The sequence below is a fragment of the Halocatena salina genome (genome assembly GCF_023115355.1).
GTDB lineage: Archaea > Halobacteriota > Halobacteria > Halobacteriales > Haloarculaceae > Halocatena > Halocatena salina.
Genome location: NZ_CP096019.1, coordinates 75,295 through 95,369, shown reverse-complemented (window position 1 = coordinate 95,369; position 20,075 = coordinate 75,295). Strand labels below are relative to the sequence as shown.

The 20,075-nt window shown below is 57.9% G+C and carries 26 protein-coding genes; 18 read left to right on the top strand and 8 right to left on the bottom strand.

The genetic code is table 11. The features are described 5' to 3' along the window. Window positions 1-2: 2 nt before the first annotated feature. Together MW046_RS00460 and MW046_RS00455 are read left to right on the top strand one after the other, a co-directional pair. Window positions 3-1,115 (top strand): NADH:flavin oxidoreductase/NADH oxidase, encoded by a 1,113-nt coding sequence (locus MW046_RS00460; protein ID WP_247993613.1) that lies wholly within the window; start codon window positions 3-5, stop codon window positions 1,113-1,115. A gap of 67 nt (window positions 1,116-1,182) precedes the next feature. Beyond that, window positions 1,183-1,845, top strand: a complete 663-nt coding sequence (locus MW046_RS00455) for a 2,5-diamino-6-(ribosylamino)-4(3H)-pyrimidinone 5'-phosphate reductase (RefSeq protein WP_247993612.1) — start codon at window positions 1,183-1,185, stop codon at window positions 1,843-1,845. An 18-nt stretch (window positions 1,846-1,863) separates the two neighbouring features. Here the strand turns inward: MW046_RS00455 and MW046_RS00450 are convergent, their stop codons facing one another. The 4 genes from MW046_RS00450 to MW046_RS00435 form a co-directional block, all read right to left on the bottom strand. Beyond that, window positions 1,864-2,154, bottom strand: coding sequence for a DUF7545 family protein (locus tag MW046_RS00450; protein ID WP_247993611.1), 291 nt, complete (start codon window positions 2,152-2,154; stop codon window positions 1,864-1,866). A gap of 68 nt (window positions 2,155-2,222) precedes the next feature. After that, on the bottom strand, window positions 2,223-3,074 hold the full coding sequence (locus MW046_RS00445; RefSeq protein WP_247993610.1) for a hypothetical protein: 852 nt from the start codon (window positions 3,072-3,074) through the stop codon (window positions 2,223-2,225). A 168-nt stretch (window positions 3,075-3,242) separates the two neighbouring features. Continuing rightward, complete coding sequence (trxB, locus tag MW046_RS00440) at window positions 3,243-4,283, bottom strand: thioredoxin-disulfide reductase (protein WP_247993609.1); 1,041 nt, start codon at window positions 4,281-4,283, stop codon at window positions 3,243-3,245. A gap of 504 nt (window positions 4,284-4,787) precedes the next feature. Further along, entirely contained in the window at window positions 4,788-5,297 is a 510-nt protein-coding gene (locus MW046_RS00435) for a DUF7979 domain-containing protein (RefSeq protein WP_247993608.1), read from the bottom strand. 117 nt (window positions 5,298-5,414) lie between these two features. Between MW046_RS00435 and MW046_RS00430 the strand changes: the two genes are divergently transcribed. After that, on the top strand, window positions 5,415-5,699 hold the full coding sequence (locus tag MW046_RS00430) for a DUF357 domain-containing protein (protein ID WP_247993607.1): 285 nt from the start codon (window positions 5,415-5,417) through the stop codon (window positions 5,697-5,699). A gap of 122 nt (window positions 5,700-5,821) precedes the next feature. On the opposite strand, the gene MW046_RS00425 is transcribed toward MW046_RS00430, so the two are convergent. Further along, on the bottom strand, window positions 5,822-7,321 hold the full coding sequence (locus MW046_RS00425; protein ID WP_247993606.1) for a sodium:solute symporter family transporter: 1,500 nt from the start codon (window positions 7,319-7,321) through the stop codon (window positions 5,822-5,824). A 292-nt stretch (window positions 7,322-7,613) separates the two neighbouring features. On the opposite strand from MW046_RS00425, the gene MW046_RS00420 reads away from it, so the two are divergent. The 3 genes from MW046_RS00420 (at window position 7,614) to MW046_RS00410 (ending at window position 9,315) form a co-directional block, all read left to right on the top strand. Further along, window positions 7,614-8,594 (top strand): transcription initiation factor IIB, encoded by a 981-nt coding sequence (locus tag MW046_RS00420; protein ID WP_247993605.1) that lies wholly within the window; start codon window positions 7,614-7,616, stop codon window positions 8,592-8,594. Between the two features lie 92 nt (window positions 8,595-8,686). After that, window positions 8,687-8,869 (top strand): DUF7836 family putative zinc-binding protein, encoded by a 183-nt coding sequence (locus MW046_RS00415; RefSeq protein WP_247993604.1) that lies wholly within the window; start codon window positions 8,687-8,689, stop codon window positions 8,867-8,869. Window positions 8,870-9,075: 206 nt separating this feature from the next. Beyond that, the gene (locus MW046_RS00410; RefSeq protein WP_247993603.1) at window positions 9,076-9,315 is read left to right on the top strand and encodes a UPF0058 family protein; all 240 of its coding nucleotides are present in this window, start codon (window positions 9,076-9,078) and stop codon (window positions 9,313-9,315) included. A gap of 254 nt (window positions 9,316-9,569) precedes the next feature. On the opposite strand, the gene MW046_RS00405 is transcribed toward MW046_RS00410, so the two are convergent. Beyond that, a complete protein-coding gene (locus MW046_RS00405; RefSeq protein WP_247993602.1) occupies window positions 9,570-10,073 on the bottom strand; it encodes a DUF555 domain-containing protein in 504 nt (167 codons plus the stop codon). A gap of 80 nt (window positions 10,074-10,153) precedes the next feature. Between MW046_RS00405 and MW046_RS00400 the strand changes: the two genes are divergently transcribed. Genes MW046_RS00400 through moaC form a run of 4 tightly spaced genes read left to right on the top strand, consistent with a single transcriptional unit; the run spans window position 10,154 to window position 13,368 of the window. Beyond that, window positions 10,154-11,074, top strand: coding sequence for a DNA-3-methyladenine glycosylase family protein (locus MW046_RS00400; RefSeq protein WP_247993601.1), 921 nt, complete (start codon window positions 10,154-10,156; stop codon window positions 11,072-11,074). Between the two features lie 50 nt (window positions 11,075-11,124). Beyond that, window positions 11,125-11,403 (top strand): acylphosphatase, encoded by a 279-nt coding sequence (locus MW046_RS00395; RefSeq protein ID WP_247993600.1) that lies wholly within the window; start codon window positions 11,125-11,127, stop codon window positions 11,401-11,403. A gap of 52 nt (window positions 11,404-11,455) precedes the next feature. After that, window positions 11,456-12,889 carry an NAD(P)H-hydrate dehydratase gene (locus MW046_RS00390; RefSeq protein ID WP_247993599.1) on the top strand — a complete coding sequence of 478 codons (1,434 nt, stop codon included), beginning with the start codon at window positions 11,456-11,458 and terminating at the stop codon, window positions 12,887-12,889. Next, window positions 12,886-13,368 (top strand): cyclic pyranopterin monophosphate synthase MoaC, encoded by a 483-nt coding sequence (gene moaC / locus MW046_RS00385; protein WP_282190217.1) that lies wholly within the window; start codon window positions 12,886-12,888, stop codon window positions 13,366-13,368. The genes MW046_RS00390 and moaC overlap by 4 nt, the downstream gene beginning before the upstream one ends. 23 nt (window positions 13,369-13,391) lie before the next feature. Here moaC and MW046_RS00380 read toward each other — a convergent pair whose 3' ends face one another. Both MW046_RS00380 and MW046_RS00375 read right to left on the bottom strand, forming a co-directional pair. Beyond that, on the bottom strand, window positions 13,392-13,859 hold the full coding sequence (locus tag MW046_RS00380) for a hypothetical protein (protein WP_247993598.1): 468 nt from the start codon (window positions 13,857-13,859) through the stop codon (window positions 13,392-13,394). A gap of 29 nt (window positions 13,860-13,888) precedes the next feature. Next, window positions 13,889-14,203 (bottom strand): YbjQ family protein, encoded by a 315-nt coding sequence (locus MW046_RS00375; protein ID WP_247993597.1) that lies wholly within the window; start codon window positions 14,201-14,203, stop codon window positions 13,889-13,891. A gap of 199 nt (window positions 14,204-14,402) precedes the next feature. On the opposite strand from MW046_RS00375, the gene MW046_RS00370 reads away from it, so the two are divergent. The 8 genes from MW046_RS00370 to hflX all read left to right on the top strand — a co-directional run bounded on the left by MW046_RS00370 (window position 14,403) and on the right by hflX (window position 20,054). Further along, entirely contained in the window at window positions 14,403-14,594 is a 192-nt protein-coding gene (locus MW046_RS00370) for a DUF1918 domain-containing protein (RefSeq protein WP_247993596.1), read from the top strand. Between the two features lie 9 nt (window positions 14,595-14,603). Continuing rightward, the gene (locus MW046_RS00365; RefSeq protein WP_247993595.1) at window positions 14,604-15,041 is read left to right on the top strand and encodes an RNA-binding protein; all 438 of its coding nucleotides are present in this window, start codon (window positions 14,604-14,606) and stop codon (window positions 15,039-15,041) included. Window positions 15,042-15,048: 7 nt separating this feature from the next. After that, window positions 15,049-15,744: an RNase P subunit p30 family protein gene (locus MW046_RS00360; RefSeq protein ID WP_247993594.1), complete on the top strand. Its 696-nt coding sequence runs from the start codon at window positions 15,049-15,051 to the stop codon at window positions 15,742-15,744. Then, the gene (locus MW046_RS00355) at window positions 15,728-16,354 is read left to right on the top strand and encodes a class I SAM-dependent methyltransferase (protein ID WP_247993593.1); all 627 of its coding nucleotides are present in this window, start codon (window positions 15,728-15,730) and stop codon (window positions 16,352-16,354) included. The genes MW046_RS00360 and MW046_RS00355 overlap by 17 nt, the downstream gene beginning before the upstream one ends. A gap of 3 nt (window positions 16,355-16,357) precedes the next feature. Continuing rightward, a complete protein-coding gene (locus MW046_RS00350; protein WP_247993592.1) occupies window positions 16,358-16,837 on the top strand; it encodes an Rpp14/Pop5 family protein in 480 nt (159 codons plus the stop codon). A gap of 2 nt (window positions 16,838-16,839) precedes the next feature. Then, the gene (gene psmA / locus MW046_RS00345; protein ID WP_247993591.1) at window positions 16,840-17,592 is read left to right on the top strand and encodes an archaeal proteasome endopeptidase complex subunit alpha; all 753 of its coding nucleotides are present in this window, start codon (window positions 16,840-16,842) and stop codon (window positions 17,590-17,592) included. Window positions 17,593-17,927: 335 nt separating this feature from the next. After that, window positions 17,928-18,653 (top strand): ribosome assembly factor SBDS, encoded by a 726-nt coding sequence (locus MW046_RS00340; protein ID WP_247993590.1) that lies wholly within the window; start codon window positions 17,928-17,930, stop codon window positions 18,651-18,653. An 81-nt stretch (window positions 18,654-18,734) separates the two neighbouring features. Then, window positions 18,735-20,054: a GTPase HflX gene (gene hflX / locus MW046_RS00335; protein ID WP_247993589.1), complete on the top strand. Its 1,320-nt coding sequence runs from the start codon at window positions 18,735-18,737 to the stop codon at window positions 20,052-20,054. Window positions 20,055-20,075: the final 21 nt, after the last annotated feature.

Here is a 20,075-nt window from a genome sequence, read left to right as displayed (position 1 = left end):
CAATGACAGCGAACCTTTTCGACCTGTTACCGCTGCGTGAGACGACGCTTTCGAATCGGGTGATGGTCTCCCCCATGTGTCAATATTCCTGTAATTCAGAAGACGGTGTAGCGACGGACTGGCACTTCGTTCACCTTGGAAGTCGTGCGATCGGCGGAGCGGGCGTCGTGATGACCGAAGCGGCGGCCGTCGAGCCACGTGGGCGAATCACGCCTCAAGACTTGGGTATTTGGGACAGTGAGCACGCTGACGCGCTCGCCCCGATCGCATCGTTCATCCGTGAGCAGGGAAGCACTCCAGCGATTCAGTTGGCCCACGCCGGGCGGAAGGCATCGAAGCGTCGTCCGTGGGAAGGGAGCATGCCGCTTTCTCCTGACGACGGTGGATGGGAAGTGATCGCCCCCAGTTCGGATCCGTGGCCCTACGAAGACGACGCGCCGCCGACCCGCGCGATGAACCAAGACGACATCGAGACCGTCATTACTGCGTTCGAGAACGCTGCACAGAACGCACTCACTGCGGGGTTCGAGATCGCAGAGGTTCACGCTGCACATGGATACCTCCTCCACGAGTTCCTCTCTCCGCTCACGAATCAGCGGACCGACGACTACGGAGGGAGCTTCCAGAACCGTACTCGACTGCTTCGTGAGGTAGTTTCTGCTGTGCGCTCGGTGTGGCCCAACGATCAGCCGGTGTTCGTTCGGATCTCAGCAACCGACTGGCTTCCCGACCGGGATGCGTGGACTGTCGAGGAGTCGATTCGTCTGGCAGACCATCTTGCCACGAGCGGTGTTGATCTCATCGACGTGAGCGGCGGCGGCATTCATCCCGACCAGCAGCTCCCCGAAACTGGGCCGGGCTACCAAACGACCTACGCTCAGCGGATCGGAGCGGAAACGACTGAAGACATCCGTGTCGGTGCCGTCGGAGGGATCACAACGCCCGAGCACGCCGACGCGCTCGTGCGGACCGGGCAGGCCGATCTCGCCATTATCGGTCGTGAACACCTCCGTGATCCACAGTTCACGCTCACCGCTGCGTCCGAGCTCGGTGCTGAGGAGATCACACCACCACCACAGTACTACCGGGCATACCCCGGAATCGCCCCGGAGTAGATTCCGTTTCGCCGACGCCGATCACCCATGCTCAGTGTTTTATGCGCTCACGGAGATCGATCCCACTATGCACGTTCTCGTTAACGCCGCGATGAGTGTGGACGGTAAGCTCGCTACCTACCGCCGCGAGCAGCTTCGTATCAGCGGTGACGCTGATTTCGCTCGCGTCGATCGCAGGCGAGCCGAAGCCGATGCGGTCGTGGTAGGTGTCGGAACGGTGTTGGCCGACGATCCGTCGCTGCTCCGTTTCGACCGCGAACGTCGATCCGAGATCGAGACGACAGGCGTTCCGGCCCGCGTCGTAGCGGATTCGCAAGGACGGACCCCTCTCGACGCTGCGCTGTTTTCCGGCGACGCACCCATCTACCTGCTCACCAGCGAGGCTACCCCGCCAGAGCGACGCGATGCGTTCCGAGACGCTGGTGCACAGGTCATCGTCGCCGGTACCGATCGCGTCGATCTTACTGACGCGTTCGATACCCTCGAACACGAGGGGATCGAGCGGCTGTTAGTCGAAGGGGGCGGCGAACTGATCTTTTCGTGTTTCGAAGCGAATCTCGTCGACGAGCTTTCGGTGTACATCGGATCGCTCATCATCGGGGGCCGAGACGCGCCGACGCTCGCTGATGGAAACGGATTCCTCGGATCGTTTCCGGAGTTGACACTCCGTCGTGTCGAACGCCTCGATGACGGTGTCGTGCTCCGGTGGCGCGTTGAGAACGAGGGATAGTCCGCCCCACGAACGGACTCAGTGATCGTGTCCGGTCGCTTGGGCAAACGTCATACCGAAATGCTCTTCGAAGACAGCCATCATCCTGTCTTCAACAGCAGAAAGGTCTTCGTCTATCTCCTCGTCACCGTGATGAACGAGCGCGTGGACGCGTTGTGCACACGAAAGGACGAGGATGTCACTGACCACTTCGGAAGCAGTCTCATCCTCGTTCGAAAGCGCATCGAACAACGATCCCGGTAGCGCGACCTCTGTTTCCTCGGTCGGACCTGCGATCGTAATGACAACGTCGTTTGGATCTGTCGTCATACCCCCCGTTTGATCGACGCCCACTAACCTCTGTTGGGTGCGAACGGCGGAAACGAGGCTAAACGACATCAAACCCCACTGTACACGTGGCTTACATCGATCTCCTTCGTCGGTTTCGTCATCTCCGCTAGTAGAACGTTTCCTTCTCGAGAGAATGATACACCGCTTGAAGCGTTGCTACGGACGTTTCCTTTCACTCTCGACGCGTTCTCACCGTCGCTTCCGAGCACGTACACACGCCTGAGGGTGGACGTTTCACCGTCTATCGAGATGGCCCGGCCATCGATCTGTGCCAACGGAGAGTACAATGGATACTCCGGTCTCACGCCCGACCAGACGATATCGCCGGAGAGATGGTCGCTAAGCGTCGCAAACGCCTCGTTCTGATCGCCGTACCGATCTATCTCTCCATTTTTTGCATTAATAATTTTCTTTAAAATATCCTTACTAGTTGAAGAATACAGTAGTGTATTGTCGCTGACGGCTATAGGTGCTCTCTGGGGTTGAGTGAGAATCGTATACCCGTTGTACGTCCCCTGTTCGACGTACCCACGCCCAGTGGTCTTAGAGACGACATCTGACTTCGTGTGCGATCCTTGAATGACGCCGTTATAAGCTACGTTCAGAATTGACTCTATCGATTCGAACTGAAGAGATTCGAATAACTCACTCCCAGAAGAACGAAGCCCATGCAGCGAATCGCTGAGATGTTGCTCGTGTTCTTTCAGTACCTCGGGTTTGAACATGACAATCGGATAGCGATCATCGGTGCCGTCTTTCTCAGGGGCGTACAGCCAGTCCGTGTACGTCGCCCCTCCGTTCGAGAACGGCGATAGTCCGCTAAGACAACCCGCGGAGATAGCCGTCGCACCCACAGCGCTACCGTGTCGCAAAACTGTCCGGCGGGTACACTGTTTCACCGTGCCCACCTCGTATTACATATTATAACTGACTTTTTTGCAGATGACAGTATCTCGGTGGAAGCAGCACACCTATCCCAGCGCATAACGATGATATGTCTATGATGTAATAATATGTTATGGTTTATGTCGATGAGAATGTATGGGCGAGTCGTGTAATGTAGGTGCTCAGTCGTCGGATTCGGCGGCGGCTACCTCGGCTTGCTGGGTCCTGTCGAGTTGATCGAGATAGTCGTCCGCGTCGAGCGCAGCTTTGACCCCCATTCCTCCGGCGGTTGCGGCCTGTTGGTAGTGGAAATCGACCACGTCGCCGGCACCGAACAGACCCTCAACATCGGTACTGGTTTGGCCGCTTCCGCGACCACCGTGGGTGATGATGTATCCATCTTCGTCGGTTTTCACGCCCGTTCCATCAAGGTACTCGGTGTTTGGCGTGTGACCGATGGCGAGAAAGACAGCACCCACGTCGTGTTCGGTGGTTTCTGTCTCCGGTTCGTCGAGCTGTTCGGAAGGATAGCCCGACTCGTTGTGTGCGAGTGTGACGTGAGAAACGCCATCCGATTGGCTACCGTGAATCTCAGTTAGTTCCGTGTTGCGTAAGATCTCGATCTCCCCGTCGTCGACTTTTTCCTGAACGCGATCAACCCAGTACTGTTCGGCGCGGAACGACTCCCGACGATGGATGAGATACACTTTCGAGGCGAATTTCGTGAGAAAGCTGGCTTCTTCCATCGCGGCGTCGCCACCACCAACGACAAGCATCTCTTCACCACGGAAAAAGGCCCCATCACACGTTGCACACGTCGAGACACCGTATCCCATCAGCTCGTCCTCACCGGGAACTCCGAGGGTTCGCGCGCTTGCTCCCGAGGCAACGATCACCGCGTCGGCGGTGTACACTGTCCCATCTTTACATTCAACCCGGAACGGGCGATCGGTGTCGTCGATCTCGGTGACCACGCCGTGTTCGATATCGGCTCCAAAGCGAGTTGCCTGCTCTTTCATCCGATTGACCAGCTCTGGCCCGGAGATCCCCTCCGGAAAGCCGGGGTAGTTGGCGACGTCAGTCGTGAGCGTGAGCTGTCCGCCTGGTTCGGTCCCCTCGATCACGAGGGGATCGTTGTTTGACCGTCCCGCGTAGATCGCCGCAGACAGGCCAGCGATCCCCGTCCCTGTGATAATGAGCCGTCGGTGCGTGGCGTCAGTCATCGGTATCAGTAGTAACCACGGGCGACATTAGTAGCTTGTTCAATCACGTTGGGATAGTATCGGCAGGTCGTTCCATCGATCGGACTCTTGAGCACGGCTATCGACTGAACTAATCGAAGGTTCGCTTTCTGCAACGGTCCGCCGGATATGAGCCGTCAGTACAGACGGTTTCGACTAGTTCAGTTAGGGTGGCCGTCGTTGGACGGTGAACGGTCGCGATCAGTCTTTTCTCTTGTCGCGCCACGATTTCTACACCCCCCGGTACTTCCCGAGTTTGTGGCATTCGTTCTTCCGATCGACGACATCGATGGCGTAGATCGTCTCGTTGTCCAGTCGATGAGGACGCGGAAGCCATCGACACCAGTTCGTCGAGTTCCTCTATGAGACGCTTTGGGACTTCGACGTTGAGCTTCACCATCTCGCCGTTGTCGCCCGTGTCTGTGCTCGGACACCGGGATGGTATTGATACAACCGTCGCTCAATCGTCTCGCGGGTCATCAACCACTACACTCGGTTGGATTTCTCAGAGAGTACGCTCAGACGTGGGCAGAAGTTACGTTTCTGAATTCCTCGTCTGTCGTCTGTACACGAAGTGGGCAGGAGAAACAGCACGAATCCCACGCCGGACAGCACACATCCGCCAGCAACGAACGAAGTCGTCACCGTGCTCCCCTCACCTGTGTATATTATCTCAAACGTGTAGTAGCTGCCCTGGTACTCAACCGCGTTGTTGGCGTAAAACGCTAGATCGCTCCCACTGACTGGTGCTGATTGCCTGTCGATAGTTCTTTCCGAATTAGGAACGATCCGGTCAAAAACATCCATTTGTGCGGACGAAAGGCTCTCGTACGGTACTGATCCGTTCACGGACGAACGCTCCTCATCGACTTGCACTCCGTATGAAGACGACTGCGATTCAGTGTAGATGGAGAAGCTTGCGACGGCGATCCCGACGAGAAGCATTCCGATGGCAACCACCTGAACCGCCGTACTCCAGTTGATTTTCTGTAACATACTAATGAATTTCATTATTCGTTGTAAATGATTCCGATCTAGAGTTTTATTCTATCACAGGAACCACGGACTCGACGGATCCAAACCATTAATCTGATATGCCGGCTGACGTCCGGTATGTCCGCCGATCTCGAAGAGAAGACCGATCGGTACGAGCGCCTGCTGGCTCGAGCGCTCGAAGAAGCCACGATCTCGCCGCCGGAGGGGACGCCGTTAGAAGAGAGCGCGGCCGAATGCCGCGAGATGGCCCGTTCGTACCTCGAAGACGGACGACATTTCTGCGATGAGGGCGACATCGTGAATGCACTTGCGGCCTTTTCGTACGGCCACGCGTGGCTCGACGCGGGCGCTCGGATCGGACTGTTCGACGTTCCGACCGACGGCCACCTCTTCACACAGTGACCGTTCAGCCTACACGACGTCGTACTCGGCCAACACTACGTACATCTCATACAGGAAGAGAAGCCCCACGAGCGCGATCGATCCCCACGTCACCACCGCGAAGACGGTCGGCCCGATCGTAATCATCGCTCATCACCACCTCTGGCATCATCAACGCCCTGATCGAGTCGTGTGATGGTCCGATCGAGCCGATCGAAATCGATCCGCGATCGTCCAACGACTGCGGCTAGAGCCGTCATACCACCCGATACGACCGCTGCACCCAGAAACGATCTGAAATACGTCGCGGCTGGCAGGGACAGCTCTAGCGCCGACAGCAACGGCCGAGCGATCGGGAAAAACAATACGCCGACGAGCAGTCCGGTGAGGCTCGCCAGTAGCGCCCCATGGCCGGACAGCCGCCTTGCGTACAGCCCAGCCAGCAGCGGGATGAACGTTGCCACGGCGAGCAGATCAGCTACGAAAAAGAGTGTGAGTACGCTGTACCCCTGTGCGCCGATCACGATCGACGCCAGTGCGACGACCACCGTCAACACGCGCGCGCTGGTGGTGAGCGTTCTCTCACCCGGATCGATTACCCGCGGGAGATCAGCGGTTACGATGCTCGAAATCGCGTTAAAGAGCGTATCTGCGCTGCTCATTACGAGCAACACGGCGAGGATCACGATCCCTACAACGACCGTATCGGGAAACAGTTCGGTGGTCACGAGAAAGAAGGCGATACTCGCGTTGCCCTCCACCAAACCGAGTCCTTGCGCAGCCAGTCCGAACAGTCCGGCAACGAATATCATCGGGACGACGGCGACGGCCGTTACAACAAACGATCGTCTGAGCACTCGTTGGTTTTCAGCCGCGTAGACGCGCTGCCACCACGCTTGGTTCAGCATTTCTGCACCGAGGACCGATACGGCGATGTAGACGCCTGATTCCACACCGACGGCGAAGCCCAGATCCAACAGCTGTGGGTTCGATGCTGTGACGCTCTCATAGACGGCGTCAGTTCCGCCGAGTTCGAGCAGCGCGACACCGAAGCTAACCGCGAGCAGCGGAAGGATCACCAACGCTTGGACAGTATCAGTGAAGATGCTCGCTCGGAGTCCGCCGTACGTGGTGTATGCGAGAACGAACGTCCCGATCAAGAGCGCGGTCTGCCACATCGGGACTTCTGCGACCAGCGACAGTGCCCCCGTGATGCCCGTCATTTCCGCCGCCAGAAACACGAACATGTAGCTGACACTCACGACGAGCACGTATCCGTACATCATCCGACCAAACCGGGCGTACGTGTACTCCGTCAGCGTGTGTCCCGCCGGAATCAGCTCCCGGATTCGAGGACCAATTATCGCGTAAAGCACCATCGGAAGGGCGCTTCCGACCGCGTATCCTAAGACGGCAGTGATACCGCCGAACGCAGCGCCCGCCTCGGCGGGTGACAGCAAGATCCACGCACCCATGCTCGATGCGACGAGCGTCGCTGTGAGCGTTCCCGTTCCGGCGCTATCTCTCGCAGTGATATAATCTTCCACGCTATCGATCCGACCACGCACAGCCCACATTCCCAACACCGACACCCCTCCTACCACGAGCGCAGTCACACCGAGCGCAACCGTTGCGGAAATCACTCACGACCACCCCTTCGAAACATTACTCGGTGATATTTCTTTCCGATACATAGATGTGGTGACTGGGACACGGACGACGAAACATTCATATGATGGTCGATACCACATCCCACCATGTTCGATTCGCACCACTTCGAATAACCGACACTCATCACTTCGCAGTCGAGTGGTTTTTTGTCTCCAGACAGCGAAACATTTATATACCTTACGGACTTACTGTGAGTAAGGCGATGGGTGCGGTTGACGGGTTCCTGATTTATTTACCCGCGAGCCGCGCCCATCAGATGTAATCATGAGTGATACGACAATCCGAGAATACACGGAAGAGTCGAGAGAATCGACCACCGAACGAGAGGACGAAGAAGAACAAGAGTCAGTCTCGACGTGTCCGGAGTGTGGCGGTCGACTGATAAACGACAGCGAACACGGAGAGACCATTTGTGAGGAGTGCGGTCTGGTCGTCGAGGAGGACTCGATAGACCACGGTCCGGAGTGGCGGGCATTCGACGCCCAAGAGAAAGACGAGAAAAGTCGTGTCGGTGCGCCGACCACCACGATGATGCACGACAAGGGATTGTCGACGAATATCGGGTGGCAGAACAAAGACGCGTACGGCAACTCGCTGTCTTCACGCCAGCGCCAGAAGATGCAGCGGTTGCGCACCTGGAACGAGCGCTTTCGCACTCGCGACTCCAAGGAGCGCAACCTGAAACAGGCGCTTGGTGAGATCGATCGGATGGCATCGGCGCTCGGCCTGCCCGAGACCGTCCGTGAGACTGCGAGCGTTATCTACCGACGCGCGCTGTCAGACAACCTCCTACCGGGACGATCGATCGAAGGCGTCGCTACCGCGGCGCTGTACGCCGCTGCTCGTCAAGCCGGTACGCCGCGGAGCCTCGATGAGATCACGCTGGTGTCCCGGGTCGATAAGATGGAGTTGACACGGACCTACCGGTACGTCGTGCGCCAGCTCAACCTCGAAATCAAGCCTGCTGATCCCGAGAGCTACGTCCCTCGATTCGCCAGCGATCTCGATCTCACGGAGGAGGTCACGCGTCGTTCCCGGGACCTCATCAGCAACGCTCGTGAGGCGGGCATCCTGAGCGGGAAAAGCCCGGTCGGACTGGCCGCAGCAGCGATCTACGCCGCGTCCCTGCTGTGTAACCAGAAGGTCACGCAGAGCGAAGTGTCGGAAGTTGCAAACATATCGGAAGTGACTATCAGAAATCGGTATAAGGAGATCCTCGAGGCAGATGCCAGCCCGACGGTCTAATCTGACTTATCCTATTATATAGATACTAGAGAAGACGATCAGTTCTGCGTAGCTGGTCAACCTTTTTACTACTGCGTGCTCATCCTCTGAGTATGCCGACAGAAACGTACGTGAGATTGCTTTGTCCGGAGTGTGGCAAACAGTGGACCGCATCACCGGGGAATCTCCCGACACCCAGCACGACCTATCACTGCCCGGGCTGTCACGCGAGTCGACGTCTGTCGGAATTCGCGCGCACCGAACACGAGCTTGAAACGCTCAAAACGTTCGGGTAGGTACGTCGTACGGACACGTTTATAGCAACTATCGACCACTATATTGATATACATTGTTTGATGAATCAATCGCCTTTCTTTCCACTGGTTAATCGCCAGAAGTATGAAACGGCCATGAGCAGCCGTCACAGGGCTTCTATCGCAGACATGTGGTAACATGGCTCAGGGTAATACTATATGCCCGGAGTCACTATGTGTTTCCGACCATGAAAAAGCAGGAACTGATCCACCTTCACGGTCTGCTTGCAGAAGTATGCAATCACTACGAACTTCGAAGCGAGAACACGGTCGATCATACGGCATATGACGAACTCGGTGTACAGCCGACATCCATTCACAAATCAAAAACCGACCACAAAGAGGCTGTTTTTGCATTGGCTGAAGGAATTACGGGCGAAATAACGATCGTCGAAGACGAGCAGCCCATTTCGGCAACTGCTGACTGATATCGTCGCCAAGCATTCTGCGGATACCGATCAACAGCACATTTCTCAGTTGTAAGTCCGCAATTCGGCAAGTAACGTCGTCCTACCGGACGCTCGACTGGGAAATGTCGGATTATGTAATCATCATTCATCAATAGTCGAGAAATACAGTCTACTTCGGACAGTTCGGACAGGCAGCTCCCTAAAGCGCTATCTGGTCGTTATGAATTCGTTTGTGCGCCGCTCTCGACGTCGTTCGCCGGTGAGGGTGACGATCAGTTCTCCTCCATCAGATCTTGAAAATCGGGGAGCAGATCCTCGTCGGGCTCTTCGGCTTGGTCCGTCTTCTCAGGTGACTCCACGGATTCCGATCCTGATTCCGATTCCGATTCCGATCCTGACTCTGACTCTGACTCTGATTCTGAATCGGTGTCATCGTCGGAGTCGATCGTTTCGACGCCGATGATGTCGAGCGGTACTTTCTGCATTCGCTGGCCGATTTCTTTGCGTGCGATGCGCGATGCGTGTTCTTCGTCTTCGACGTTGAACACCGTCATTTCGAGTTCGAGGGCGACCAGTGCTTCGTCAGCGGCGACGAACGCCGGTTCCATATCCTCCCCACAGTGAGGACACGAGCGCGTTCCCATCGATATCTCGACGTAGTTGAGATCGGGATTGAGCATGTCCCCAGTTTTCGAAATCGCGATGCGCACGGCTTCATCGGCGGAACCGACATCGTAGACGGGTATTGCCGCCTCGACGACGACACGACAGTCCATAGTTCCTTTTCGCTGTCTGACCGTATGAACCTTCGCCTCGATCGAAAGCTCGAAAACCTCTTCGATCGTTACTGAGGGTGATGGAGCAGGGCGTCATCTCGCTCGATTCTGTCGGCCCGTTCGATCTTCAATCGACGGTCGAGAGCGGACAGAGCTATACATGGTCGCGTGAGGATGGTCGGATGTACGACCAAACACACACGTATGGAGGATCAGCGTGGTATTCCACCGTGCTTCCCGCTACGATGGTCGGTCGGCCCGCCGTCGTCCGCGTACGGCAACACGACGGACGACTGGAATGGGAATCGACGATCGACGCTTACGAACCACTCGTCGATCTACTGCGTCTCGACGACGATCTCGAAGCGATTATGGGCGAGACGGCAGACGAGCCGTTGATTCGAGAGGCATACGAGGCGTACCGGGGGCTGCGCCTCGTCCGCGATCCCCCGTTTTCCTCGCTCATCTCCTTTATCTGTTCGGCACAGATGCGGGTATCGCGCATTCACGACATGCAGCACTCACTCGCCCGTACGTTCGGTGACGCAGTCGAGTTCGATGGACGAACCTACCACGCGTTTCCGACACCCAAACAGCTGGCAACTGCGACGGAAGCAGAGCTCCGTGATCTCAAGCTCGGCTACCGGGCACCGTACGTCGTGGCGACCGCAGAGATGGTCGCAAACGAGGAACTCCACCCCACAGACGTGCTCGACATGGAGTACGAGCAGGCGCGAGAACGCCTCACCCAGTTCGTCGGTGTGGGACAGAAGGTTGCTGACTGTGTGTTGTTGTTCTCGTTGGACTTTCTTCAGGCCGTCCCACTCGATACGTGGATCCGAGGAGCAATCGCTGATCGGTTCCCTGGCTGTGACCGTGACAGCTATACGGACACGTCGCGGGCGATTCGAGAGCGATTCGGACCAGCGTACGCGGGTTACGCGCAAACGTACGTGTTCCATTACCTCCGGGAAGCCGAACCGACGGACGTTTCGGCGTGAGCAGGGGATCGTCCCCGACGGTTTTGTCCGTTCGGATGGAACCACACACCATGTCTGACCGAACACGTGCACACGTTTTCGTCTCGGGACGAGTCCAAGGCGTGTATTATCGTTCGACGACGCGCGAAGAGGCAACCGAACGAGGCGTCGACGGCTGGGTCCGAAACTTGGACGACGGCCGTGTCGAGGCAGTGTTTGAGGGATCATCTAACGCGGTCGAGTCGATGATCGAATGGTGTCACACAGGAAGCACACGGGCCGACGTGACCGACGTGACAGTCGAATACAGCGATCCCGAGGGCATAGCGGACTTTCGGATACGGCGGTAACGCGATCCGATAGCCCCGTAGGTTTAACCCCCGAGCAAGCAAACGTCCGGCCATGATTACGATCGAAGAGATGGCCGTAGTGGACGCGAACGCGGCCGCACTCGGAGTTCCACGAAAGCAACTGATGGAATCGAGCGGTCGTGCCGTCGCACGCGTCGTTCGAGAGTACGCCGACCCGAAGGACGACGTCGTGATCGTTGCTGGCCGTGGAAACAACGGCGGAGACAGCTTCGCAGCCACACGGTTTCTCGACGCGTACGATCCGACGGTGTTGTTGCTCGGTCGTGCAGAAACGATCAGCACGGAGATCAGCTGGGAGAACTGGGTGGCACTCAATCGGGGGGAGTACGATACCCGAGAGGTGCGCGATTCGCGGGATCTCGACCTCGGGACTCCGGATCTCATCGTGGATGGGATCCTCGGAACCGGCGTGCGAGGCGCGCCCCGTGAACCCGCGCACACGGCAATCGAACGGATCAACGAGAGCAATGGAACGGTCGTATCCGTCGACGTTCCATCCGGAATGGACGCGAACACCGGTACCGTAGCCTCCGTCGCCGTCGATGCGGATCACACAGTTACGTTCCACGACGTGAAACCGGGGTTGGATTCCATGGAGGGGTCGGTGACAGTCGCCGACATCGGGATTCCCGCGATGGCCGATACGCTCGTCGAACGTGGTGATCTGCTCCGACTCGGGCGGGCACCCGACAGTCACAAAGGGGACAACGGAACCGTGCTCGTCATCGGTGGGGGTCCGTACACGGGTGCACCCGCCCTGACCGCACAAGCTGCGCTGGCCGCCGGTGCCGACATCGTACGGGTCGCCTGTCCCACGTCGGTAGCGGCGACCGTTCAAAGCTTCAATGAGGGGCTCATCATGACGCCGCTAGACGGTGAACGTCTGGGTTCCGACCACGTCTCAACGCTCCTCGAAGCAGCTACCGAGATGGATGTCGCAGTTATCGGCCCCGGACTTGGTGCCCACGAGGAAACACTCACTGCTGCCCAATCGTTCATTTCCTCGTTCGACGGCACGTGTGTCGTTGACGCCGATCCACTCGGCGTGGTCCCTGATGCGGCTAGTACTGACGCCTCACTCATCTGTACGCCTCACGCCGGCGAGTTCCACCGTATGGGAGGTGATCCGAGCGACGGCTGGCGCGACCGGATGGATGACGTCCGAACGGTTGCGACGGATCTCGATGCAACGGTGTTGTTGAAAGGTCGGTACGACGTGATCGCCGATGGGTCTACCGGACGGACGCGCGTCAACCGCAGCGGAACGCCCGAAATGACCGTCGGTGGGACGGGCGACGTGCTCGCGGGCATCGTCGGGGCGTTTGCATCGGTTCTCGAACCGATCCATGCCGCTGCGATCGGCGCGTACATCAACGGCCGGGCTGGCGAACGCGCTAGCAACGAACGAGCATCGATTTCGCCGCTCGATATCATCGACCGCGTTCCTGAGGTGCTAGATGCGTGACCGATGGGTTCTCACACATCGACGAGGAGCGATCGGTCCAGATGGTCGACGTGGGTCGAAAACCCGATACGAAACGCCGAGCGATCGCTACCGGAACCATCGAGCTTCGGCCCTCGACCGTCGACGCCGTCCGTGCCGACGAAATCGAGAAGGGGAACGTCCTCGCTACTGCCCGCGTCGGAGTCGTCCAAGCGGTCAAGCACACGTGGGAATCGATTCCGATGTGCCACCAGATCCCGGTCACGAACGTCGAGAGCGATTTTGAGATACAAGAGGACTGTGTGACGCTGACAGTCGTCGTCGAAACAATCGGCAAAACCGGTTGCGAGATGGAAGCTCTCACTGGTGTTACGACCGGACTGAACGTCGTCTGGGACATGGTGAAAGCCGCGGAAAAAAACGAAGACGGCGAGTATCCTACTACCCAGATCAGGGACGTACACGTCCACAAAAAAGAGAAAACGACGCTTGAGGACTGAGTCTCTCAGCGTGACGTCGATCCTCAGTCCCCTAATCTGAGCGGTCCGGATCGATCGTCGCCAGCGTCCGCATCGAACAGCCAGAGAAAGGTCGGCGCATAACAGACCCAGGCGAGGAGATACCCACCGCCTATGAGGATGCTGCGTGTGTCAACGGTAGCCACAAATCCGTCGACGATGCCAATGCCGAGAACGCCCCCGATCAGGACGGAGCACGACGGATGGTCGAGCCAGTCGTACAGAACGCCGATGAGGCTACCGGTCACGTACCCGAGGGTGTACCGAGCGATTATCGTGAGAAGGGCGTTCCACCAGAACAGAGCCGAGACCGGAAACCAATCGATCCCAAACAGACCGAGTATCGCAGTCATCTCCCCGTAGTAGGTCCCTTGGATCTCTAACAGGCTCACGACGGCGAGCACTCCCGTCAGGAGACCAACGAGGCGACCGGCTTTGACGCCGGCTCTGGCTGGATCGTTCCGTTCGACCATAGAATCGTTGACAATTAGGGACTGTTGTCTCAGTCCAACGTGACGGCGGTGCCATAGGCGATCACTTCCGATCCCCCGTTGGCGATCGCGGAACTTTCGAGTCGAACGTTGACGACAGCATCGGCATCCAACGACTCGGCGTCATCGGCCATACGTTCGAGGGCTTCATCGCGGGCGTCGCTCAGAAGCTCGGAGTAGGCTTTCAACTCGCCACCAGTGATATTTCGGATGCTCTGGGTGATATCCCGTCCGACGTTACGCGCTTTGACGGTGTTGCCACGAGCGATACCGAGTGTCTTTTGAATCTCACGGCCGGGAACCGTTTCAGTGGTGACAAACTCCATATTAGATATGTACCACAGATCATCATTAAACTTCGGAATACGTTTCTATCGGTTTTAACGTCCAGTAATGGTGCGTTTCGTTCGGTTGATCGGACCAGATTATTCTACCGTTGATATGTCATTGTCACACGAATTTATATTGTTAGTAGTCCGGGTAGGAAATCAGGGTTTTTTTGTTGAGTCGTGAGGTATGGTGGATATGGCATTCGATGAAGACGACAACGTGGTGCTACACGATGAGCACAGCGAGCATGACGGTGATGTGGGAACGATCACCCAAGTAATGGAGACGATGTTTGGTGATGCGACGTACACCGTGAGTTTCGAGGACGGACAGGAACAGGGCGTTCCGGAAGACGCCCTCGAACCCGCTTCGGATTCCGAGGAGTAACGACCAGCCGTGTCGGGCGTTCCATTCCACTACGTCGATCTTCAGGCGTTTTGTTACGCCACCGAAGATGAGCCCCGTGTCGAGCGTGCCCTTCGAACGTTTCTCCCGGAGGAGTTCGAGATCGAACGCGTCGAGAATACGGGGTATGCTGGCGACCGCATCGTCGTGTTGTCGGCGCGGGTCGAAAACGCGGATGCGATCCGACACGTCCTCGCACAACTCGATCGGATGTCCCCCGAGGAGTGGGCGCAGGTGGGTAGCGAACTCGATCGGCGAGTGACCGAAAACTGCGAGTTGTATCTGTATCTCGACAAGCAGGCCGCTCTAGCTGGAAGCGTAGCGCTCGGAGATGGACTGTCGTTCCGTGGGAAGATCGAAGCGTATCCAGCCAAAAAGGAATCCGCGATCGAAAACGTGATCGACGCGTTCGATCCACTTTCGGAGTGATCCGACCATGTATGAGGCCGCTCACGCGCGTCCCGACGGGACGAGCACAGTCGCCCGCCTCGCTCTCACCGTCTCCGAGCTGGAGTATGACGGTCTCGTCGTTCGGTGTCACGACGACGCGATGGCGGAGTACGATCCAGACGGGATCGCGGCGGAATTCGGAATCGACGTGGTTGAGGGAGTCGAGATTCGCGCTAACGACCGGTCGTCGGTTGCGAGCGAGATTACGCGCCATCGATCGCGTCGGACGATCGTCTGTGTCCACGGCGGACGGCACAATCGGTTGGCCTGTGAGGATGAACGGGTCGATGTCCTCGCTCATCCCATGGCTGACGGGGAGTTCAATCACGTCCTCGCGCGCGCTGCAGCGGATAACGGCGTTCACGTCGAGTTCAATTTCTCTCGCGTGCTGCGCGCCGACGGCGGTGAACGCGTCAAGGCGCTCCGCGGGCTTCGACGGCTCCGAACGCTGGTCGAAAAGTACGATGTCCCCTACGTCGTGAGCGGAGACCCCCGGAGCCATCTGGAACTGCGGGCCCCCCGAGAGCTCATGGGCGTCGGGACCACAATCGGGTTCACAGACGATCAGATACGTCGTGGACTGCAGGCGTGGAAGGTGATAGCAGCGCGCAACCGGGACCGGCGGTCCGAGTCGTTCATTGAGCCCGGCGTCCGTACTGGACGGTATGAAGAAGACGATTGAGGAACACGCAGCCCGGTTCGATGACCACGCAGCAGCCTACGACGATCAGCAGCCCGAAAACGAGGAGTATCGCGCGTGTGTTAGCCTCGTCATCGATCATGCGGCTCCCGAACCGTCGGATATCGTTCTCGACCTCGGCACCGGGACGGGCGCGATCGGGCTTTCACTGGCAGCTGATGCGGCGCAGGTCGTCGGTCGGGACATCAGCGACGGGATGATGGACCAAGCTCGAGAGAAAGCAGCCGCTCACGACATCGAAAACGTGACGTTCGGGTCGGGCACGTTCCGCGAGCCGAACTACAATGGGCCTGTCGACATCGTCGTTTCGAATTTCGCGCTCCACCACCTGAGCGACGACGAGAAACGGGCAGCGATCGAAACGATCGCTGCGCTCGGTCCCCGACGATTCGTCCTCGGAGACGTGATGTTTTTCGAGACGCCGGATCCCGACGAACCGTACTACGATCCCGAGGTGGACGACCCCGCGACTGTAGGAGTGCTGGCCGACGCGCTGACTGACACCGGATTCTCGCTCACTGCCGTTGAACGGGTCCACGGGCAAGTCGGTGTGTTGGTCGCAGAACGAGCTGAGCGAACTGAGGGCGAGTGATCTGTGCGCCATCTCCCGAAACACCTTCGCCCACGATGGCGATATCTCGGCGTCGATATCGAAGCGTGGCCAGACGCACGGATCGACCGCGGACAGTTCCAACGAGAACTGTACTACAATGCTCAGAATCTCATTGGAGATGTCGGAAGCACCGAGATCGACCTGAGCGTGTTCGGGTTCAGGTTCGAGAACGGTGACGGCGCAGCCGTCGTCCGTGTGCGGCGTGATGCAGTCGAACGCGGGCGGGCGGTGCTCGCGTGCGTGAACAGCGTTGATGACCAACCAGTGCGGGTGACCGTACGCGGCGTGAGCGGCACGGTACGAGCCTGCGAAGAAAGGTATATACGGCGTCCGTTGGAAAGGCCAGAGGAAAGAACCGTTGCGTTCGAGAATGCCGATCGGTTCGCGTTCGTTCGGGAGCGACGTATCGCGGTTCGAACCGATAACGGGTTCGCGGGTGCGACCGACTTCGATATCGAGTAACTATGCAGGGACAATCGCAACAACAAGCCTACGACCGGGGGATCACGATCTTCTCACCGGATGGACGACTGTATCAAGTAGAGTACGCCCGTGAGGCGGTCAAGCGAGGTTCGGCGAGCATCGGTGTCAGAACTGCTGATGGGGTCGTTCTCGTCGCTGATAAACGGATCCGATCGCCGCTGTTGGTGGGCGAAAGCGTCGAGAAGCTCCACAAAGCAGACGATCACGTCGGTATCGCCAGCGCAGGTCACGTTGCGGACGCTCGACAGCTCATCGATTACGCCCGGCGCTACTCACAGGTCAATCAACTACGCTACGACGAGCCGATCGGGGTGGAAACGCTGACGAAAGCCGTCACCGACAATATCCAACAGTACACACAAGTCGGTGGCGCACGGCCGTTCGGTGTTGCGCTCATCATTGGCGGCATCGACGACGGACAACCACGGCTGTTCGAAACGGACCCGTCGGGAACGCCGTACGAATGGAAGGCGCTTGCGGTCGGCGCGAACCGCTCGGACATCGAGGACCACCTCAAAGAGCAGTACCAAGAGGGAATGGATCTCGAAAGCGGCATCGGACTCGCCCTCGAAGCGCTCGCGTCGGTCAGCGATGAGGGGCTCGATGCGGAGGGACTCGGTGTTGCTACCATCGACACCGAAACCGAACGGTATCAGGTACTCGATGAAACCGAGGTCGAATCGTATCTGGAAGAATACGACCTGCTTGCCGACGAAACGGACGACGAAGAGTAAGTGCATTCACGTTTCGACGACGACACTGCAAGACGTTGTCCGCGGATGGCACCGCGATTTCCGTTCGATCGATTATTTCTATGAAGACCGTGGATATTCATTGAAATAGTGGTTAAGAATATCGAAAAGAATTTAATACATTATTATAGAGAGTGATGTTATCCTTTGTCGAATTCATCCCCGTCTTTTAGGGCGGGACTTTCTCCTCGCACTTCCGGAAGATTCGCATGTTCTCGATCCTCGATGGCTTCCTCGATCGACGGTTCTCGGAGGACTGATCTCCCTTTCCAAGGGAGAACACACTTTACTGCGCCGCGAATACCCAGAGTCATCCCATGATATCCCTTGACGAAGCGGTGACGGCGCGGCTCGAATCCCACGGCACCCGATTCGAAGTGCTCGTCGATCCGGACGCAGCGCTGGCGATCAAGCGCGACGAGTTCGAGGACGACCTTGAGGACGTGATCGCTGCCGAAGACGTGTTCGAAGACGCCTCAAGCGGCGATCGTCCGGCAGCTGCTGATCTCGAAACGGTGTTCGACACCACAGATCCACTGGAAATCATTCCGGAAGTGATACGACGCGGCGACATCCAGATCACCGCCGAGCAACGGCGGGAGATGCAAGAGCAAAAGCACAAACAGCTCGTCAATCGCATCGCTCGCAACGCCGTCAATCCACAGATGGACGACGCACCCCACCCACCCGAGCGCATCGAGCGCGCGCTCGAAGAGGCGGGATTCACAGTCGATCCGATGGAACCGGTCGAAAACCAGGTCGACGACGCGCTCGACGCGCTCCGGCCCATCATTCCGATCCGGTTCGATGAGGTGATCATCGCGGTGAAGCTACCGGCCCAACACGCCGGAAGCGGACAAGCACAGATCCGAGAATTTGGAGATCTCCAGCGCGAAGAGTGGCAGTCCGATGGCGGATGGGTCGGCGTTCTCGAATTTCCTGCCGGACTGCAAAACGATTTTTACGATCTCGTCAACGAGGTATCTAGTGGTGAGGCAGAAACCCGCGTCGTCAAAGATGAGGACGAACTCAGCACGCGGTGATTCCCGTTTCGGGATCTCGTGAGTGAAGCCCACTCGATCGTCCCGGAGGATTAAGTGAACAGACAGCCTAGTTTCCCGCGAGTGACGGGAACACCACACGATCCGGAAAGCGCGGTCATCGCAGCACGCGGGCCGTCGGGGTCGTCCGATCCCGAGACCGACGAGATTCGGGATTTGGCCCGTTCCGCTGGCTACCGCATCGCCGGCGAGATCACCCAGACACGAACGGAAGATCCGGCGCTCTGTCTCGGCTCGGGAAAAGTCGACGAACTCGCTCGGTTGCTCGAACGGACGGACGCAGGCGTCGTTGTTTTCGACAACCGATTGGGTCCGTACCAGACGTACAATCTGGGAACCCGGCTCCCAGATGGTGTAAACATCGTCGACCGGTTCCGGCTCATCCTGGACATTTTCGGACAGCGCGCCCAGACGCGGACGGCACAGCTTCAGGTCGAGCTCGCCGAACTCAGATACGAACTCCCGAGAGTCGAGGCCAAGGTAAGCCTCGCAAAGCGCGACGAGCGCCCTGGATTCATGGGTCTCGGTGAGTACGACGAAAGCCGAGAACAGGACATCAAAAACCGTATCAGCCGAATCCGAGAGGAGCTGGCTCAGATCGAGGAGGAAGAAGAAAAACGCCGGGAACAACGCCGAGAATCGGGTTTCGATCTCGTTGCACTCGCGGGCTACACCAACGCTGGGAAGTCGACACTACTGCGCCAGCTTGCCCGCGATCTTACTATCGACGAGAACGAAAACCAACATCCGGATCTCGACGCGACAGCCGAATCCGAAGATCGACTGTTTACGACGCTTGGAACAACCACGCGACGGGTCGACATGGATCGACGAGACGTGCTCATAACCGATACAGTCGGGTTCATCTCGGAGCTTCCTCACTGGTTGGTCGAGTCGTTCAAATCTACCCTCGATGCCGTCTACCGAGCTGATCTCGTGCTTCTCGTCGTAGACGTTACGGAGCCGATCGAGGAGATCCGCGAGAAGCTCATCACCTGCCACGACACGTTGTATGAGCGCAACGAGGCTCCGATCGTCACTGTGTTGAATAAGATCGACTGTGTGGACGAAGATGAGTGGAAGCGAAAGATGAACGCCCTCTCAGCACTCGCACCCAACCCCATTACCGTGAGTGCCGTCGAGGGGACCGGCACGGACGGGCTCCTCGATCGGATCGATCGTGAACTTCCGCCGTTCGAGCACGAGCGGTTGGTGCTTCCAATGACAGATGATACGATGAGTCTCGTCTCGTGGATCCACGACAACGCTCGCGTCAACGACGTTACTTACGGGGAACAGGTCATCATCGACTTCGAAGCACGACCGTCCGTGGTCGAGCAGTCGAGATCGAAAGCTGGGACGCTTACCATCCCCGCCGAGTAGCCCTCACAGCAACCGTTTCTC

Bases quoted from the DNA above. Each gene is read 5' to 3' on its own strand.
- MW046_RS00410 (WP_247993603.1), top strand. From the start codon at position 9,076: ATGAAAAAGCAGGAACTGATCCACCTTCACGGTCTGCTTGCAGAAGTA.
- MW046_RS00420 (WP_247993605.1), top strand. From the start codon at position 7,614: ATGAGTGATACGACAATCCGAGAATACACGGAAGAGTCGAGAGAATCG.
- MW046_RS00360 (WP_247993594.1), top strand. From the start codon at position 15,049: ATGTATGAGGCCGCTCACGCGCGTCCCGACGGGACGAGCACAGTCGCC.
- MW046_RS00450 (WP_247993611.1), bottom strand. From the start codon at position 2,154: ATGACGACAGATCCAAACGACGTTGTCATTACGATCGCAGGTCCGACC.
- MW046_RS00390 (WP_247993599.1), top strand. From the start codon at position 11,456: ATGATTACGATCGAAGAGATGGCCGTAGTGGACGCGAACGCGGCCGCA.
- MW046_RS00455 (WP_247993612.1), top strand. From the start codon at position 1,183: ATGCACGTTCTCGTTAACGCCGCGATGAGTGTGGACGGTAAGCTCGCT.
- MW046_RS00430 (WP_247993607.1), top strand. From the start codon at position 5,415: ATGTCCGCCGATCTCGAAGAGAAGACCGATCGGTACGAGCGCCTGCTG.
- trxB (WP_247993609.1), bottom strand. From the start codon at position 4,283: ATGACTGACGCCACGCACCGACGGCTCATTATCACAGGGACGGGGATC.
- MW046_RS00460 (WP_247993613.1), top strand. From the start codon at position 3: ATGACAGCGAACCTTTTCGACCTGTTACCGCTGCGTGAGACGACGCTT.
- MW046_RS00355 (WP_247993593.1), top strand. From the start codon at position 15,728: ATGAAGAAGACGATTGAGGAACACGCAGCCCGGTTCGATGACCACGCA.
- psmA (WP_247993591.1), top strand. From the start codon at position 16,840: ATGCAGGGACAATCGCAACAACAAGCCTACGACCGGGGGATCACGATC.
- MW046_RS00400 (WP_247993601.1), top strand. From the start codon at position 10,154: ATGGAGCAGGGCGTCATCTCGCTCGATTCTGTCGGCCCGTTCGATCTT.
- MW046_RS00340 (WP_247993590.1), top strand. From the start codon at position 17,928: ATGATATCCCTTGACGAAGCGGTGACGGCGCGGCTCGAATCCCACGGC.
- MW046_RS00375 (WP_247993597.1), bottom strand. From the start codon at position 14,203: ATGGAGTTTGTCACCACTGAAACGGTTCCCGGCCGTGAGATTCAAAAG.
- MW046_RS00405 (WP_247993602.1), bottom strand. From the start codon at position 10,073: ATGGACTGTCGTGTCGTCGTCGAGGCGGCAATACCCGTCTACGATGTC.
- MW046_RS00380 (WP_247993598.1), bottom strand. From the start codon at position 13,859: ATGGTCGAACGGAACGATCCAGCCAGAGCCGGCGTCAAAGCCGGTCGC.
- MW046_RS00415 (WP_247993604.1), top strand. From the start codon at position 8,687: ATGCCGACAGAAACGTACGTGAGATTGCTTTGTCCGGAGTGTGGCAAA.
- MW046_RS00395 (WP_247993600.1), top strand. From the start codon at position 11,125: ATGTCTGACCGAACACGTGCACACGTTTTCGTCTCGGGACGAGTCCAA.
- MW046_RS00370 (WP_247993596.1), top strand. From the start codon at position 14,403: ATGGCATTCGATGAAGACGACAACGTGGTGCTACACGATGAGCACAGC.
- MW046_RS00435 (WP_247993608.1), bottom strand. From the start codon at position 5,297: ATGTTACAGAAAATCAACTGGAGTACGGCGGTTCAGGTGGTTGCCATC.